Below are 17422 nucleotides of genomic sequence, written 5' to 3'. Positions count from 1 at the left end.
ATCGTGTAAGAAATATCCATCCACAAAAAAAAGGACAAGTGTATAACACTGTCCTCACGTATTCACCTTATGATTCTACAGCCGGTGTTTCTTCTTTTTTTGTTTCAACCGTTTCTTCTGCAGGTACTTCATCTTTTTTCACAAGCTGTTTTTCTTCTTTTTTAGGTCTTGGCAATAATGCTTTCGCACTGACATTGACACGTCCGCGATCATCGATTTCCATCACCTTAACTTTTATGGTATCACCAATATTCAGCTTGTCTTCAACCTTTTCAACACGCTCATGACAAATCTTTGAGATATGCAATAAGCCATCTGTACCCGGGAACAGATTTACAAAGGCTCCGAATTTTTCAATACGTACAACCTTACCTTCGTAAATATCACCGACTTTTGCAACACGTACAATGTCACGGATCATATTCGCAGCTTTGGTAATAGCCTCTCGGTTCATATGATAGATGACCACATGTCCATCGTCTTCAATATCAATTTTGACCTCATCGCAAGCTTCGATGATCTTATTAATCATCTTACCATTAGGTCCAATGACTTCGCGAATCTTTTCTGGGTCAATATAGAATTGTTCGATCTTAGGTGCATATGTACCAACATCTTCACGTGGTTTATCAATAGCAGTCATCATATTTTCCAGAATCTGTGCACGCGCACCTTTGGCCTGTGACAAAGCTTCCCGGAAGACATCTTCTGTAATACCAGCAACTTTGATATCCATCTGCAGTGCTGTAATACCTTCACTTGTTCCCGCTACCTTAAAGTCCATATCGCCAAAATGATCTTCCATACCCTGAATATCGGTCAATACGGTATACTTCCCGCTATCCTCGTCCATGATCAAGCCCATTGCAATACCCGCAACAGGTGCCTTAATAGGAACTCCAGCAGCCATCAAAGACATTGTGCCGGCACAGATAGATGCCTGCGAACTAGAACCGTTTGATTCCAAAACTTCCGCTACTGTACGAATCGTATATGGGAATTCTTCTTCACTAGGCAATACCTGTGATAAAGCACGTTCTCCCAAAGCACCATGACCGATTTCACGACGGCCTGGATTGCCCATTCTTCCTGTTTCACCAACAGAATATGGTGGGAAATTGTAATGATGCATAAAACGTTTATATTCTACATCGGTAACATCATCAATGATCTGATTATCATTCATCGGACCTAACGTCGTTACCGATAATACCTGTGTTTCCCCACGTGTAAACAACGCACTGCCATGCACTCTTGGTAAAATATCAACCTGTGAATCCAATGGACGGATTTCATCAATCTTACGTCCATCTGGGCGTACTTTATCTTCAATGATCAAACGACGTACTTCATTTGCCTCAATGCCATGACAGATTTCTTTTACCTGCTTCAAAGCTTTGGCTTTTGCACTCTCTGATGCATATTCTTTTTCTTCAAAGCGAGCTAGCGCTGCTTCTGTTAATTCATCAATCTTACCATAGCGCTCCAATTTCTTTTCAATAGACACCGCTGCGCGAATATCGGCTTCAAAGTTTTCCCGTACTTCCTGATCAATTGCTTCATCTACAGTATACAGTGTTACTTCCATTTTCTCTTTACCGATAGCTGCCGCAATTTCTTCTTGGAAAGCAACTAATTTTTTAATATGTTCATGACCGAACATGATAGCTCCAAGCATAGCGTCTTCATCGACTTCTTTTGCTCCAGCCTCTACCATGTTTACAGCATATTTTGTACCGGCAACAGTCAAGTGAATATCACTTTTTTCTAATTGTTCCGGTGTTGGATTAATGACATATTCGCCATCTACACGTCCAACGATTACTCCGGCAATCGGACCATTGAAAGGAATATCCGATACACATAATGCCAAAGATGCTCCGAACATTGCAGTCATTTCCGGTGTGCATTCCTGATCAACAGAAAGCACCGTATTCACAACCTGTACCTCATTACGGAAACCTTCCGCAAATAAAGGACGAATCGGACGATCGATCATACGAGCCGTCAATGTTGCATGTTCACTAGGTCTTCCTTCTCTTCTTAAAAAGCCTCCGGGAATCTTACCAACAGAATATAGTTTCTCTTCAAATGAAACAGTCAATGGAAAGAAATCGATCCCTTCTTTTGCCTGTTTGCTGGCAGTAGCTGTTGATAAAACAACGGTGTCATTATATCTTACCAGAGCACTTCCTCCGGCCTGTTTTGCTACTTCTCCAGTTTCTACTGTGAGCACCCGCCCACAGAACTCTAAACGAAATGTTTGTTTAGCCACGTTTTTCACCTCTTAATTTTTCTATCTTTTAAATGATATCATAAATTAAACACTTAGGAAAGAAAAAAAGCCGCAAATTCATGCGACTTTCTGTTTCCTTTACAAATAAATTACTTACGCAGTCCTAAGCGAGCGATCAGTTCTTTGTAACGGTTCAGGTCTTTGTTCTTTAAGTATGTTAATAAGTTTCTACGACGACCTACCATTTTCATCAAACCTCTTTGAGAATGGTAATCGTGCTTATGTTCTTTGAAGTGTTCTGTCAGCTGATTGATTCTAGCTGTTAATACAGCGATCTGAACTTCTGGAGAACCTGTATCCCCTTCAAATCTTGCATACTCTTTCATGATTGCCTGTTTTTCGCTTTTTAATAACATGTTATTTCCTCCTGTATTTTCATAATGTTTCATACTGAGTGAGCCGTCGAGGAATACACGTGCAGACCAAGTATAAAACCTTGTTAATAATAGCATACTCCCTACCGTATCGCAAGTGTTTTTCAATATTTTTGCACTTCATTTTATACGTCATTGCATTATTTCTTTGCTCTTTGCAAGCATTTTAATATCCTTTTCTGTATTATCTCTTACCTAAAGTAAAAAACGCTTGATTTTCATGCATATCTTATTTATCCATGTGCTTTATCATCACCTAAAAACTCTACCAACACATCATTCAATAGATGAAAGCCTCTTTCACTTGCCCAAATTTTCTCTTCATCTACTAAAAGCAAGCCTTTCTCTTTTTGTTTTTCGATTATTGACCCATATACTTCGCTGATATCCTTTCCAAAACGCTCAAAAAAAGCTTGTCGGGAAATACCCTGTTTCATTCGTAACGACATCATGATCATCTCAAACATCTGAGCCTTCGTATCTAGCTTTTCATATACTGAAGATGCCCCTTGTTGCAGATAGGTTTCTAAATTGCTTGTGTTTTCATAGCGACCTCGCTTGTCTTTTCCACTAGCTCCACAGCCAATGCCATAAAAATCTTCATATCGCCAGTAAACTTGATTATGTAAAGAGGCATACTTGGGCTTTGCAAAATTGCTGATTTCATATTGTTGAAAACCATATTGTTGTAACAAGGTTATCGCAAGATCATACATATCCGCCTCTATATCCTCATCAATATTCTGTATACCTTGACGACCAAATTCCGAATGAGGTTCTATTGTCAGTCCATACAAAGAAATATGCTGAATGGGAAAGGATGATACGATGGTATGTAAATCTTCCTCCCACATAGCCAAGCTTTGCTTAGGTAAACCATAGATCATGTCAATAGAAATATTATGAATACCATGTGCATGAATACGTTTTATACAAGCAAGGACATCTTCGCTCGTATGATGACGATGCATCTGATTCAGCAAAGATGGTTGCAAGCTTTGCACTCCCAGAGAAATACGATTCACGCCATAACGCTGACATATATCTAACTTTTCATCCGTTAAGGATTCAACATTGGCCTCGATCGTATATTCGTTTACTTCTTTTGTATAAGGAACTAGTAAGGATAATAGTGTTTCCAGTTGTTGCGGCTGTAATGCACTCGGTGTCCCACCACCAATATACATCGTCGTTAGCGGTGATAACTTTTTTATCGTCAATTCCTTTGCTATCGCCGCCAACCATTTTTCGGCAAGCCCAACATGATAACGGCATCGAAAAAAATCACAATAGGCGCAGATATCCTGACAAAATGGCACATGTAAATAAGCAGCTTTGCACATAAGGTTCCTCCTTAAAAAGCAATTAATAGGTCAACATCGTTAATTTCAAATGTTCACTCACATAATGAATGATCTGTGAGCAGGTTGGCTTGGTATTATAGACGCAGATTAATTCCGGACAATGACGATACGCATAGGCAATCGCTGTACGCATACATTTTTCAACACGTATTTGGGTCGTAGCATGAACTTTTGCCACCATAGCGTATAAGGTCCCCATCTTTAACTGTAACGGATCTTCCTGCTGTGAAAATAAAATCGCAGCGGTACGTAAATAATTATAGCCTTTTAAGTGCGCCGGCAGGCCAAGTTCTTCCAGGATCCTGCCAGCCACACTTTCCGAGGTCCAGTTGCCATTTTCCACAAGCTTATGATAGCGATTCTTGCTATGGATGGCTTCCATCAATTCATGAGGATTATAAGGTTTTGCTAAAAAAGTATGTAGATCATATTGTGCCATAAGTTGAAAAACATCGCTATCCATTTCATCAAACATCATGATAATTTGCAAATTCACTAACGCTTCGCTCAGCGCAATTTCTTCTAATAAATATTTCGCCTTTTGCTGGTCGATGGCATAACGCATGATAAAAATATCTGCATCTTGTTGTATGAGTTCTGTGGCAGACTGTGGAATGGATGTGGTAATACCAACGATTTTAAGATCTTGTTCCTCCATGCTCATATCCATAACTTGTTTCAGCAATACAATGTCATCCAGACAAACATACACTCTTGCCATTGTTTTATTCCCCTTTATCAGCTGTTTATATAATACACAAATTTACGACCGACTTTTTCTTTGGTATACCAACCTAAAGCTGCCAAGCCATCCATAGAAGTGCGGGCTGTTTCATAACATACATCATGTTCTTGCATACATTGGGCAATCGTATAATAATGATGTGCTTCATGATGCTTTGCATAAAAGGCGGCCTGTATCAAGGACATTGCCGGACATACTTCTTGTAAAGTTTGAGCATCATAGGTAAGAAATTGCCGGCTTTTCCGTTTTAATGATACCATTCTGTTTGAAATTTGCAACTGTAAATCTTCAAGAAACCTTAGCAGCGCATAGGTCAAATCGTGTTCCTGATGTTCGATCAGTATATCACGATATAGCGATTGCAATAATTCCCCATCTCCTAAACCACAAAGTCCTTCACAACGCAACATGAGTTCAGCTGCTCGTAAAAGCGATTCCTTATGTTCTTGCAAGAGAAAAAATAAACGTAATATCACATGGATAGATGTATTACAGATCAGCTGTACATACATTTGAGGAATCGCTATATGAAAGCATTTCACTGTTTCTGATATATCACAGGGCCATTGCTGCTCGATATAAAAGCGCTGTGCCTGTGTTAATGTAGATGAATGTGTTGGTTTCTTATGCCGTTGTTGATATTGCAGAAGTAGCCTTTCACAAAAGGAAAGCTTTTGTATTACATATGGGTTTAAGGTAACATAGTATGGTTTTTCTTTATATGGTGTAAAACGAAAGATTCGTCGATATTCTTGAATTTGTTGCCATACGCTTTCCAATACGACGCCTGATAATTCTTTCCTTAATTCCTCTTTCTTGATATATTGATCTTCACTATATGTCCTTGTTGTTTCAAACATACCATCACTCTCCAAGGCAATAGTGTAGCATGTTTTTACAGGAATCCTCAAAGTTTCGACAAAACTAGCGAAAAACAGACCTTTTACAGCCTGTTTTTCTTATCTTCCTCGTATTATGTATACGCATAAGTGATATGTTAGCTTATTTTAAGATTCATCATCCATAGATAGAACCGCCATAAATGCTTCCTGTGGAACCTCCACACTGCCTACCGCCTTCATCCGTTTCTTTCCTTCTTTTTGTTTCTCTAATAATTTTTTCTTACGGGAAATATCCCCACCATAACATTTAGCCAAGACATTTTTGCGTAAAGATTTAATATCTGCACGAGCAATGATTTTCCCATTGATTGCTGCCTGAATAGGAATTTCAAATTGCTGTTTAGGAATCAATTTCTTTAATTTTTCACAAATAGCTCTTCCTCTTGGATATGCAAACTCCCGATGCACAATGCTGCTTAAGGCATCGACAACTTCTCCATTTAACAAAATATCCATCTTCGCTAACTTATTGGGCTGATAACCGATTAATTCATAATCAAAGGATGCATAGCCCTTCGTACAAGATTTCAGTTTATCAAAGAAATCATAAACAATTTCTCCTAAAGGTAATTCATAAATCAGATTCATTCTCGTATCATCAATATACACCATATCCGTATAATTGCCACGCTTGCGCTGACACAGTTCCATGATTGCCCCGACATATTCTTTTGGTGTCATGATGCTGGCTTTGACAAACGGCTCTTCAATATGGTCAATTTTCTGCACATCAGGTAACAGGCTTGGATTATCAATAGCAAGCATGCTGCCATCTGTCAGATAAGCATGATAGACAACTGAAGGTGCGGTTGCAATCAGATCAATATGATATTCACGCTCAATGCGTTCTTGGACAACATCCATATGTAGTAAACCCAAGAAACCACAACGAAAACCAAAACCTAAAGCCTGTGAAGTTTCCGCTTCAAATTGCAAAGAAGCATCATTTAATTGTAATTTTTCCAAAGCATCACGAAGATCATTATATTTTGCCGAATCAATCGGATATAAACCACAATATACCATAGGGTTCATTTCCCGATATCCATGCAGTGGTGCACTAGCAGGATATTCGACATTGGTTATGGTATCACCGACACGCACATCTTGAATGGATTTGATTGACGCACATAACCAACCAACTTCTCCACATTCCAAACTGTCTTTCTTGACCTCTTTCGGTGTACGTACACCACATTCCAACACTTCATACTCTGCATCACTCGCCATAAAACGCACCTTATCACCAACGCGAATACGACCTTCCTTTACCCGCACAAAGGCAATGACACCACGATAGGCATCATAAACAGAATCAAATACCAAGGCCTGTAAAGGCGCATTAGGATCACCCTTTGGTGCCGGTACATTGGCTACGATATCTTCTAACACATCACGTATATGCAAGCCATTTTTAGCTGAGATCAATGGTGCACAAGAAGCATCCAAACCAATCACATCTTCAATTTCTTTTTTAACGACATCCGGTTGTGCACTAGGTAAATCTATCTTGTTGATGACAGGTAAAATTTCTAAGTCATTATCCAATGCTAAATACACATTTGCCAGTGTCTGTGCCTCAATTCCCTGAGCCGCATCTACGACTAAAACAGCACCTTCGCAAGCTGCTAAAGAACGAGATACTTCATAAGTAAAATCGACATGACCTGGTGTATCAATCAAATGAAAAATATAAGTCTTTCCGTTTAATGCTGTATATTGCAGCTGTACGGCATTTAGTTTAATGGTGATGCCACGTTCACGTTCCAGATCCATCGTATCCAACAGCTGTTCTTTCATTTCTCTTTGCTCAACGGTTTCCGTCAATTCCAAAATACGATCCGCAAGCGTTGATTTTCCATGATCAATGTGGGCGATGATGGAAAAATTACGTATATATTTTTGTTCCACAGGTATCACTCCTAACAACACAGACCTAATTATAACAGAGTTTTAATGGGATGCAAACAGAAATTGTGCAGGCGTTCTTGACGAAAGCGCACAGGCAGTGCTATAGTTATGTTTGTAAAGGATGAGAGAGCATCTCTTACACGAAAAAGAGCCATCTAGTTTGTATGCAGATAGCTCTTTTTTTCTTATTCTAGCAGATGCCTATAATACTCATACAAAGAACTTCCATCCATCATGAATCGATTGATCTATCTTTATACATCACGCACAGGATGAATACATACCCCCTTTGACGAGGCAATGATACATAGATTGTCTTCATCATGGAAGTAACCGGTTTGGACGATAGCAGCAAAAGACATAAGAAAGGTATGTGCCTGTGCCAACGTTACTTGCTTCGGCACGAAAACATCAAGAATATAATGCTGATTATCTGTCAGAAAAGGTTGTGTTTCGGCCATACGCAAACTCGTTTTATAACCATGTTCGTTAAGCATATGGCGCGTATGAGCAAGTGTAAAAGGCAGAACCTCAACTGGCAAAGCATAACAATGACAGTCATCAACCAGTTTTTCATCGTCGCAAATCCAAATCGTCTTATCGGCCCATTGAAATAACATTTTTTCTCTAACCAAAGCTCCACCACCGCCTTTGATGATATCGCCATGATGATTCAAGACATCAAAGCTGTCTACATAAACATCTAATGTTTGTACATACGTATCTGCCAGCAAAGGGATCTGATATTGCTTCGCCCATTGCTGCGTACATAGCGAGCTTGCCATTGCCCGAATTTGTAATCCTTTGGCACATCGTTGTTGCAATGCTTGTAAAAAGTAATTAACTGTTGTTCCACTTCCTAAGCCGATATGCATGCCATCTTTTAGATACGCTATAGCCGCTAGCGCTGCCTGTTTTTTCTTTTCTTCCTTTGTCATAAGATTATTCTCCTTGCGGCTGCATAGTGAAGAGTTCATAACTTGCTTGAGGTCCTTCACTGCCAGATGGATAGATATATACAGGAAGCTGCGCGTTTTCATAACGCTCTTTCAATGCATCGACATAGGCCCAGCTTGTTTCAATTTGATCCCAGCTGGAAAACCAGGATGTATCTGCATGCCAAACTGCCTGCAATAAGCGTTCATATGCTTCTGGTGTATTGATGCGATGAATATCGCTACAACTTTGACAAAAATCCATACTCACTGGCAAAATTTCTTCACTGTTCCCTGGCTTTTTAATGTTAAAACGTACATAAACTCCTTCGGTCGGCTGAATCTTGATGATTAATACATTTGGTTCCACATTAGGAAATGGAGCCTTAAAGGTAATGACAACTTCCATTTCTCGTTTATTCAGTTTCTTACCGGTACGAATCAGAAACGGTGTGTTTTGCCAACGTTCATTATCAATATATAAACGCAATGCCGCAAACGTTTCAGTCGTGGAATCATGTGCGACATGAGCTTCTTTTTGGTAACCAAAATATTGACCTAGTACCATAGTATCCTGTATATTCAGCTGATCTACGGGACGTAGTTGTTGTAGAAGCGTAAGCTGCTTCTCATGCAAATCTTCTTGGGTAAAGGCTTCTAAAGGTTCCATGGCGAGGATACTGAGAATTTGAAACAAATGATTTTGAACCATGTCTTTTAATGCTCCGCTTTGATCATAATAGGTACCACGCGTTTCTACTCCGACTTCCTCCATAGCAGATATTTGTACATGAGCAATACATTCATGATTCCAAACATTAGCAAATAATGGATTCAAAAAACGAATCGTTTGAATGTTACGCACCATTTCTTTGCCTAGATAATGGTCAATATGATAAATATGACTTGCCTTGAAGAACGATTCCAATTGTTCATTTAAGCGTTTGGCACTCTTGCGATCTTCTCCAAAAGGCTTTTCTATGACCACTCTGCCTTGTTTTGCATGCGGCACACGAAGCAATCCTTGGGCAATCGTTGAAAAGAATCGAGGAGCGACAGCAAAGTAGAAAATATGCTGTGTATCCTGATGTTGTTTGTAGAAGGCAGCCAGTGTATCATAAGCCTCCTCTTTCGTAAAATCCATACATACATAAGATATCTTTTCACAAAACGATTGAAAAAGGGTTTCACGATATGGCAATCGCGCAAATTGCATTACCCAGTCTTTTATGATCGTACAATACTGTTCATGATCATAGGGTCGTCTGCCAAGCACAACAATCTTCGCATGCTGAAAAGCTTGATTGGCATATAAATTATAAAAAGCCGGTAATAATTTGCGATACGCTAAATCCCCAGTGCCTCCAAAAATCGTAAACGTGACTTGTTCATTCATGATCTCTCCTCCATTCATGATGAAAACTTCCTGACATATCACATCTTTCGAATGTATGTGCGCCAAAATAATCACGCTGCGCCTGAATCAGATTGGCACCGCTATGAGATGAGCGAAACATATCCAAGTAACTGACAGCATTTGCCATCGCCGGAATTGCCAGACCCTGTGTGATTGACATGGCTACCATATCACGCAAAGCTTGCTGATGTGTCTGCAATTGTTTGGCAAAGAAAGGATCAAATAGAAGGTGCGATGCTGGATTCTCTTTAGTAAAGGCCTGTTGAATATCGTTCAAAAAACGTGCCTGAATAATACAGCCAGCCCGGAAAATAGCGGCTATCTCACCTAATGCCAGCTGCCAATCATATTGTGAAGAAGCATGTGCTAACAAAGCAAACCCCTGTGCATAGGCAAGTATCTTTCCTGCATATAACGCCTGGCGTACAGTTTCTACAAATGCATCATTTTTTCTTTGCAAAGGTTTTCTGTCGGGATAAAGGATTTGCGCTTGATGACGCTGTGCTAACAAATTTGACATGACACGAGCATTACAGGAAGCCGTAATCATGGAAACATCCACTCCCTGTTTCAATGCTTCTATGCTTGTCCAGCGTCCAGTCCCTTTCTGTGCAGCACTATCTACAATAACATCTAGCAAATCCTGAGAGGAACGATCATCTGAAGCAAGAAAAATATCTGCTGTTATACGGATAAGAAAGCTCTCTAATTCGTCGGCATTCCATTCTTTAAAAATTTTTGCGATTTCCGTATTTGTATAGCCACCTATATATTTTAATTGTAAATACGCTTCACTGATCAATTGCATATCAGCATATTCAATTCCATTGTGGACCATTTTCACATAATGTCCTGCTCCATTTTCTCCTATATACGTACAACACGGCTTCCCATCACTTGCCTTAGCCGCTATTGTTTCTAAGATAGGGCGTATTTTATCATAGGCCTGCTTATTTCCACCGGGCATAATACTAGGGCCAAAGCGGGCACCTTCTTCACCGCCGGATACACCTACTCCAAAATAATGCAAACCATTTTTGCGTAATGCTTGTTCTCTTCGTATCGTATCCTCAAAAAATGAATTACCACCATCTAAAATGATATCCCCTTCCTCTAATAAATCCACTAACTGTTCTATCACCATATCCACTGCTTTACCGGCCTTTACCATCAGCATTACTTTCCTTGGCTTTTTCAGTGCCGCAACACAATCTTTTAATTCCTTATAAATGTGTATATGAGGATGAGGGTGGTTTTTAGCCATCTGCTCACTAACCGCATAACTACGATTATACGCAGCCACAGCAAAGCCGTGATCTGCCATATTCAACGCTAAACTTCTTCCCATGACGGCTAAGCCGATCACAGCGATATCCTGTTGTTTCATTTAACTTTCCTCCTGTTCAAATACGATACAAACACCTTCCTGTACATGTAATTTTGCACGTAATGGCTGTATTAAACCGCTTTTTTCATCTCTTTCAAAAACACGGATGTCATGACTGAAACGATGTATGACAAAGACAAAACGTCCATCCTTTGACAGTTGCATATCACGAGGATGATCTCCCATAGTCGATAAACGTTGAACGATACGTTTCGCTTTTCTGTCGAATACGATGATCTGGTTGACTTCTCGTAAAGTGATATACAAGAATTTTTCCCGTGCATCTATACGTATAGCGGCAGCTGCTGCTTTTTGATTTTGTGTATCCCAAAGTTTCTGGACAACTTGCACATTCCCTTGCATCTTTTCATTCATATGACACATAAATAACTCATTGCTTAATTCACTGACGACATACAAGTACTTATTCTTGGTAAAGACGCCATGCCGCGGTCCACTATGCGCAGGGAAAGGCAAAATGTGAACACAGGCAAAATCTTTTCGACGATCAAACACATATATGGCATCCAATAATAAACATGGCACAAGCAGATAATTTTCCTGTAATAAAACCTGATGACACCCTGCTGCTTCTTGAATATAAATACGTTTGATCAAAGGCAGATCTTGAACCTTTTTATAAACTGATATCGTACCTTCATGATAATTAGCTGTATAAATATAGCTATCATCCTGCGTAATAAAACACGATGTTTTGGTTTCACTCAAATGTGTCATTGTTTTATCGCAAGAAATGTCCCATAAAGTGATTCCCGCAGCATTTCTACGACATACCGCTGCCAATTTCTTGTTAACATAAGAGAGATATTTGGCATCTTCAAAGCCAGGAAGCTCTTTGCGCTTTGTGAATTGCTTCGTAGTCTCATCAAAGCAAAACTGTATCAGACATTGGCTTTGTTCACTGGCATAGCTTCCTGCATAACCTTTGATCATCTTACACACTCCTTTCTGTAGTGACTTTACTTTTTAAAGTATCTATCTATATCCTATCATAGTGTCACCACATACACTATTCATATGCTCTGGAAACCTTTACCAGCATCGCATAAAAAAAGATTTCCACTCAAACACAATTGTTGTGCTGAATCGAAATCAATGAATCTTATTATTCGCAGATACAACCGATAAGCTGTTTCCCCATTCCATTATAGAAGGATTTGGCATCTACTTTGGCTTTCCCTTCCATTTGAATCCTATCGACCAGAATATATCCATCTTTTGCCGCAATCGCATAACCATGTTCTAGCCAGCCAATGATTTCACCTGGTGTATAGGAATGGTCACAACGCATCATGCGCACTTTATGAAATTTTATCTTTTTCCCCTTCACAATCGCATTTCCTACTGGGAAAGGTATTAACCCACGTATATGATCGTATACCTTTTGGACATCCTCTTGAAAATTGATGTGCTCTTCTTCTTTTTGAATCGTATATGCAAATGTTGCCTCTTCTTCCTTTTGTTCTACAAAGATGGCACTGCCATCAATAATTTTCGGTATACTTTCACTTAATAAATCAGCACCGGCAACAGCAAGTTTCTCATATAAATCACCGGTCGTATCCTCTTGTGTAATCGCAACACGACACTGTGCCATAACCGCACCGGCATCCATTTTCTTCACCATCCGCATAATCGACATGCCACTTTCCTTATCACCTTCTATAATAGCTTTATGAATAGGAGCTCCCCCACGCCATTTTGGCAATAAAGAAGCATGTACATTTATGCTGCCATAAGTTGGGGCATCCAGTAACACTTGAGGAATAAACTGTCCATACGCACATGTAACAATCAGATCCATATCTAGTTTTAATAATTCTTGATATTCTGAACGAATAGACAATGGCTGATAAATCGGCAAATGGTTGGCAAGTGCACATTGTTTGACCTCTGACATTTTTAACTGCTGTTTTCTTCCGGCTTTTTTATCCGGTTGGGTAACAACTCCAATGACATCATAACCATCTTTTAATAAACGCTTTAACATCACTTGCGCAATGTCCGGTGTTCCCATAAATAAGATTTTTATCATTAACATCACCTCTGCTGTGGGTATTATAGCATGTTTTCAGTTACGTTTCATCTAATTTAGTAAGGAGTCAAACAAAGACGAAAGCACTTCCACTCCACCATGCAACGTATCAACGACAAAAGCACTGCCATACTTCGCCATGCGACTTGCTTTATTATCTTCCTTATCTTGTAAATGTACCTTCGTATTTTTAGGAGTAATCCTTTTATGCTGTGCTATAGTATCCTCAAAAGCTTCAACCTCTGCCTCGATGGAAGGAACTTTTTCATCCTGTTTTTGGACATAGCCTCCTAAGCCTACTAGTATGAGAATCAATATCGCATCCGCTAAAAACCGTTTCATGTTACCATCCCTTCTTCATTAGCTCATCAATACCCTGTGCAACAATACCTAAAGTGTTTTTTACTTCTTCAAATGTATTATAATCACTTCCACATTCCATTAACACGATACCTTTATGGACATATTGATTATAGTAAGCCTCTTGTCTGGTCATGACATGCTTCATAATACCATTTTTCCGCTTGTTGACCATGTCGGTTAGTGTCGTCGATATTTTGGTAGCGCTCTTTACATTCGAAGAACTGCCAGCCACGACCATCATTGCCTTTGCATACGTCTTATTGCCAATCTTGATATAGCTATACGCTCTTGGAACACTATCACGATGTAGATCAATGCATAAATCAAAACCACCATAATTCACCAATGCATCATTAAGATATTTATTGGATACGGTATATAGATCATTATAGGTTAACCCATGCGTATTACAATATGCATTAAAATCATTTGTTTCCAAAACAACCTTATATCCCTTTTTTTCTAAATGTCCTGCTAGGATCACAGCTGCATCCATGACTGTTTTACCACCTTGATACTTTTCATCCTGATGGGTATTGTAGATGTATATTTTCTTACCATTTGAAGGGACATTTTGTTTTTTATCCGTAGATGCATCCGAACTATTTTCCTTTTTTTCCTGTTTATTGTCACCAGGTACGATCATAGGATCCTCAAGTGTTGTTTCAACTTTAATTTCATCTTTGGGCAACGTCAAATTCTCGTTATAACTCCAAACATTGAGCTGTTTTTTTAACGAAATATCTTGTGCAACCACCTGTTGATGATAGATCAGATTATGCATGAAATCCTGCGAGTTTTCAAAACAATTTAACAAGCCATCATAAAACGGTGTCACATAAAGAAAGAGAACTAGCATTGCCAGTTTGACTATGATCTTGGCTGTATTTTTCATAAAAAGCACTCCCTTCTCTATACTTTATGAGAAGAAAGTGCGTATCATGTTGGGAAACCATCTTCTAATTTCGACAGTATTTGCTTATAGCTTTAAAAAATCAGGGTGAAGAAAACGATTTAAACTTTGTGATACAATATAGATCAAATGTTTTAATTCATCATCCATTGATTTTGGGGTGACAACAAGATCTAAATGTTTATTGCCATAAACACTTTCCAATATTGCTTCTCGATTAATTTCCGCTTGATCAAGAGCTTCGTTTAAGATTGCCCCGATACTTGTAACGGTGGCAACTCCAATAGCAATCACTGGCACATGTAAGGAATCTTCATTCAATGCCATGCGATGATTGCCAACACCACTTCCCGGTTGGATCCCGGTATTGTTAATTTGAATGACGCGATTGATACGGTTTAAGTTCCGCGTAGCTAACGCATCGATTGCGATCACCAAATCTGGTTTGTATAAAGCTGTCACACTTTGAACGATCGATAATGACTCCAATCCGGTCTGCCCCATGACTCCTGGCTGCAGCACTGCTACATTACGCGTTCCTTTCAACATTCGCGACGATTGTTGTGCATAAAGATGTGCTGTCACCAGAATTTCATTCGCTACTCCAGGGCCTAAAGCATCACTGGTAATAAAACGATTTCCTAAACCAACAACGAGTATCTTCTTCATCTTGATGTTCATATTGGCACTCATATGTTGTAAGTTTTCCAAAATAGCATCCACCATTTGCTCTCTTATATCGTGATCATACAAATCCTTACATTCAATGGAAACATAATCACCTTTCGCTTTTCCTAATTCATTTTCATCCAGCAATACTTTGATATAATTGCTTTTGATATTGGCATTTTGTTTTTCAATATGTTCATACGTTTTCGATCGGATATCGGCGCTCAATATCTCATCGGCAAAATCGCTACGTATCTGATAACTTTTGCCCATATTCATCACCTCTACCATAGTATGGAAATTTTTATCGTCCTTATTGCTTTTTTAAATTCTTTTTGTTATAATTTACTGGCAATTAGAATTTAGGAGGTGCAATATGCCACAGATCCAGTCTCAGAAAAAACGTGTAAAAACTAATAACAAGAGAAACCTGGCTGTTAACGCTCAGAAATCAGCTCTGAAAACAGCTATCAAAAACGTTCTGTCTGCTGTTGAAGCAAACGACAAGGAAGCTGCAGTTGCTGCCCTGAACACAGCAAACTCTAAGTTAGATAAAGCAGTTGCCAAGGGAATCCAGCACAGAAACTATGCCGTTAGACAGAAATCACGTTTAGCTAAAGCAGTTAACTCCATTGCTGCATAATGTCGATCGTAAGATCGATTTTTTTTATTCTCGAAAAAGAGTTGTACTTTTGCTATCCAGTTTAGTAAAATAGAACTAATGAGGTATGATAAAATCTCATTTAAGAGGAAAGCAATCAGTGAACTCACATCTTCATCTTTTATAAATGATATCAACCGTTATCAACCGCGGTGAGAAAGGTTGATAGAAAGGAAATGTATATTGTAAGTATGACTGCTTTGATGCGTTATGTACAATATATCAAGTGAACGTATATGAAAAAATTAGGCGTCCTATTGTTGTGTGCGGGTTTATTACTAAGTGGGTGTTCATCAGCTGTTAAAGAGCCAATAGCTGCAACAGCTGAAACCATGAAGATGTATCAATGTGGCAGAGATCATCTGGATAAGAAAATACAACCTTCTTATGATGCTGTCTTACAAGGATATAAAAATTTAGATAAAGAAATTATCTTAAAAAATGTTACGATTTCTGACGTGAATGATATTCATGCAGCTATTAAGATGGATCATCCTGAACTTTATTATCTTGAAGACAGTTTTGATTATGTAACAGATAAAAACGAATATGAAAGCAAAGCTACGTATTTATTCTTAAAACCAAGTTATCGTATGATCAAAAGTGAAATCGAAAGTCGTGATAAAGAAATCAAGCAAGTAACAGAAAAAATAATCAATACTGCAAAAAAGAAAAAAAGCGATTATGAAAAAGTAAAATATGTATATGATTATTTAATCGATCATACCTCCTATGATGAAAAAGCCAAAGAGAATCAGAATATATTAAGCACCTTTCTTGAACATAAAACGGTTTGTGCCGGTTATGCAAAAGGTATGCAATATTTATTGAATCAGATAGGTGTTCCCTGCACGTATATCACCGGTTTTACACGACCGGACAAAAGAGATGTATCCCATGCATGGAACATGGTAAAAATGGATGGCAATTACTATTATATGGATGTTACCAATGGGGATATGTTAAATAATACAAAAGAATCACGATATATGTATTTTGCTATGACCAAGAAACAGATTCTTGCGGAAAATCGACCATTCACAGATGATTATATGGAAGACACACCTTCCCGCAAAGATTCTTACTTCATGAAAGAAGGAGCTTATTTCACTTCTTGTGATAAGCAGCAGATGACAAAGCTTATCCAAAAAAGTGCAAACAAAGGATATCGTTTGGTTTTCCAATGTTCCAGCAAAGCATTAGGTGAACAACTCGATCAGATGCTGACAGCGAATAACTTTATTTTTAATATGACTGGATATGATTATTATGCTTATTATCGTTACGAAGATACCAACACTTATATTTATGTACCAGATCATCAAAAGCTTTAATCCTTCTATTACACATTCATGATAACACGCATATGAAAAAGGTCCCTACACGCACCGTTTGATGAAACATTGGTGGTTGAAGAGGACCTTTTTTT

At 38.7% G+C, this 17422-nt stretch carries 16 protein-coding genes; 2 read left to right on the top strand and 14 right to left on the bottom strand.

Annotated elements, in window-relative coordinates:
• Positions 1-67: 67 nt before the first annotated feature.
• The 14 genes from pnp to gpr form a co-directional block, all read right to left on the bottom strand.
• Positions 68-2275, bottom strand: a complete 2208-nt coding sequence (gene pnp, locus AC1VS3_RS03190) for a polyribonucleotide nucleotidyltransferase (protein ID WP_008688607.1) — start codon at positions 2273-2275, stop codon at positions 68-70.
• Positions 2276-2385: 110 nt separating this feature from the next.
• Positions 2386-2652, bottom strand: coding sequence for a 30S ribosomal protein S15 (rpsO, locus tag AC1VS3_RS03185; protein ID WP_008688610.1), 267 nt, complete (start codon positions 2650-2652; stop codon positions 2386-2388).
• 251 nt (positions 2653-2903) lie between these two features.
• The gene (gene hemW / locus AC1VS3_RS03180) at positions 2904-4013 is read right to left on the bottom strand and encodes a radical SAM family heme chaperone HemW (protein WP_008688614.1); all 1110 of its coding nucleotides are present in this window, start codon (positions 4011-4013) and stop codon (positions 2904-2906) included.
• A gap of 22 nt (positions 4014-4035) precedes the next feature.
• Complete coding sequence (locus AC1VS3_RS03175) at positions 4036-4755, bottom strand: sporulation initiation factor Spo0A C-terminal domain-containing protein (protein ID WP_008688616.1); 720 nt, start codon at positions 4753-4755, stop codon at positions 4036-4038.
• A gap of 17 nt (positions 4756-4772) precedes the next feature.
• Positions 4773-5639, bottom strand: a complete 867-nt coding sequence (locus AC1VS3_RS03170; RefSeq protein ID WP_008688617.1) for a hypothetical protein — start codon at positions 5637-5639, stop codon at positions 4773-4775.
• A gap of 147 nt (positions 5640-5786) precedes the next feature.
• Complete coding sequence (gene lepA / locus AC1VS3_RS03165; RefSeq protein WP_008688619.1) at positions 5787-7592, bottom strand: translation elongation factor 4; 1806 nt, start codon at positions 7590-7592, stop codon at positions 5787-5789.
• A gap of 254 nt (positions 7593-7846) precedes the next feature.
• Entirely contained in the window at positions 7847-8530 is a 684-nt protein-coding gene (gene rpiA, locus AC1VS3_RS03160) for a ribose-5-phosphate isomerase RpiA (protein WP_008688621.1), read from the bottom strand.
• Between the two features lie 4 nt (positions 8531-8534).
• Positions 8535-9923, bottom strand: coding sequence for a glucose-6-phosphate dehydrogenase (gene zwf, locus AC1VS3_RS03155; protein ID WP_008688623.1), 1389 nt, complete (start codon positions 9921-9923; stop codon positions 8535-8537).
• Positions 9916-11331: an NADP-dependent phosphogluconate dehydrogenase gene (gene gndA / locus AC1VS3_RS03150; RefSeq protein WP_008688625.1), complete on the bottom strand. Its 1416-nt coding sequence runs from the start codon at positions 11329-11331 to the stop codon at positions 9916-9918. The genes zwf and gndA overlap by 8 nt, the downstream gene beginning before the upstream one ends.
• A complete protein-coding gene (locus AC1VS3_RS03145) occupies positions 11332-12285 on the bottom strand; it encodes a lactonase family protein (protein WP_008688626.1) in 954 nt (317 codons plus the stop codon).
• A 172-nt stretch (positions 12286-12457) separates the two neighbouring features.
• Positions 12458-13387 (bottom strand): methionyl-tRNA formyltransferase, encoded by a 930-nt coding sequence (gene fmt, locus AC1VS3_RS03140; RefSeq protein ID WP_008688628.1) that lies wholly within the window; start codon positions 13385-13387, stop codon positions 12458-12460.
• A 51-nt stretch (positions 13388-13438) separates the two neighbouring features.
• The gene (locus tag AC1VS3_RS03135; protein WP_008688630.1) at positions 13439-13729 is read right to left on the bottom strand and encodes a hypothetical protein; all 291 of its coding nucleotides are present in this window, start codon (positions 13727-13729) and stop codon (positions 13439-13441) included.
• Position 13730: 1 nt separating this feature from the next.
• On the bottom strand, positions 13731-14645 hold the full coding sequence (locus tag AC1VS3_RS03130; protein WP_008688632.1) for a stage II sporulation protein P: 915 nt from the start codon (positions 14643-14645) through the stop codon (positions 13731-13733).
• Positions 14646-14729: 84 nt separating this feature from the next.
• On the bottom strand, positions 14730-15605 hold the full coding sequence (gene gpr / locus AC1VS3_RS03125) for a GPR endopeptidase (protein ID WP_008688634.1): 876 nt from the start codon (positions 15603-15605) through the stop codon (positions 14730-14732).
• Between the two features lie 103 nt (positions 15606-15708).
• Between gpr and rpsT the strand changes: the two genes are divergently transcribed.
• Together rpsT and AC1VS3_RS03115 are read left to right on the top strand one after the other, a co-directional pair.
• A complete protein-coding gene (rpsT, locus tag AC1VS3_RS03120; protein WP_008688635.1) occupies positions 15709-15975 on the top strand; it encodes a 30S ribosomal protein S20 in 267 nt (88 codons plus the stop codon).
• A gap of 254 nt (positions 15976-16229) precedes the next feature.
• Positions 16230-17327 (top strand): transglutaminase domain-containing protein, encoded by a 1098-nt coding sequence (locus AC1VS3_RS03115; RefSeq protein ID WP_008688638.1) that lies wholly within the window; start codon positions 16230-16232, stop codon positions 17325-17327.
• Positions 17328-17422: the final 95 nt, after the last annotated feature.

The organism is Longicatena sp., assembly GCF_982403165.1.
The sequence above is the reverse complement of the archived record's forward strand: the minus strand, read 5'-3'. Positions and strand labels throughout refer to the sequence as shown.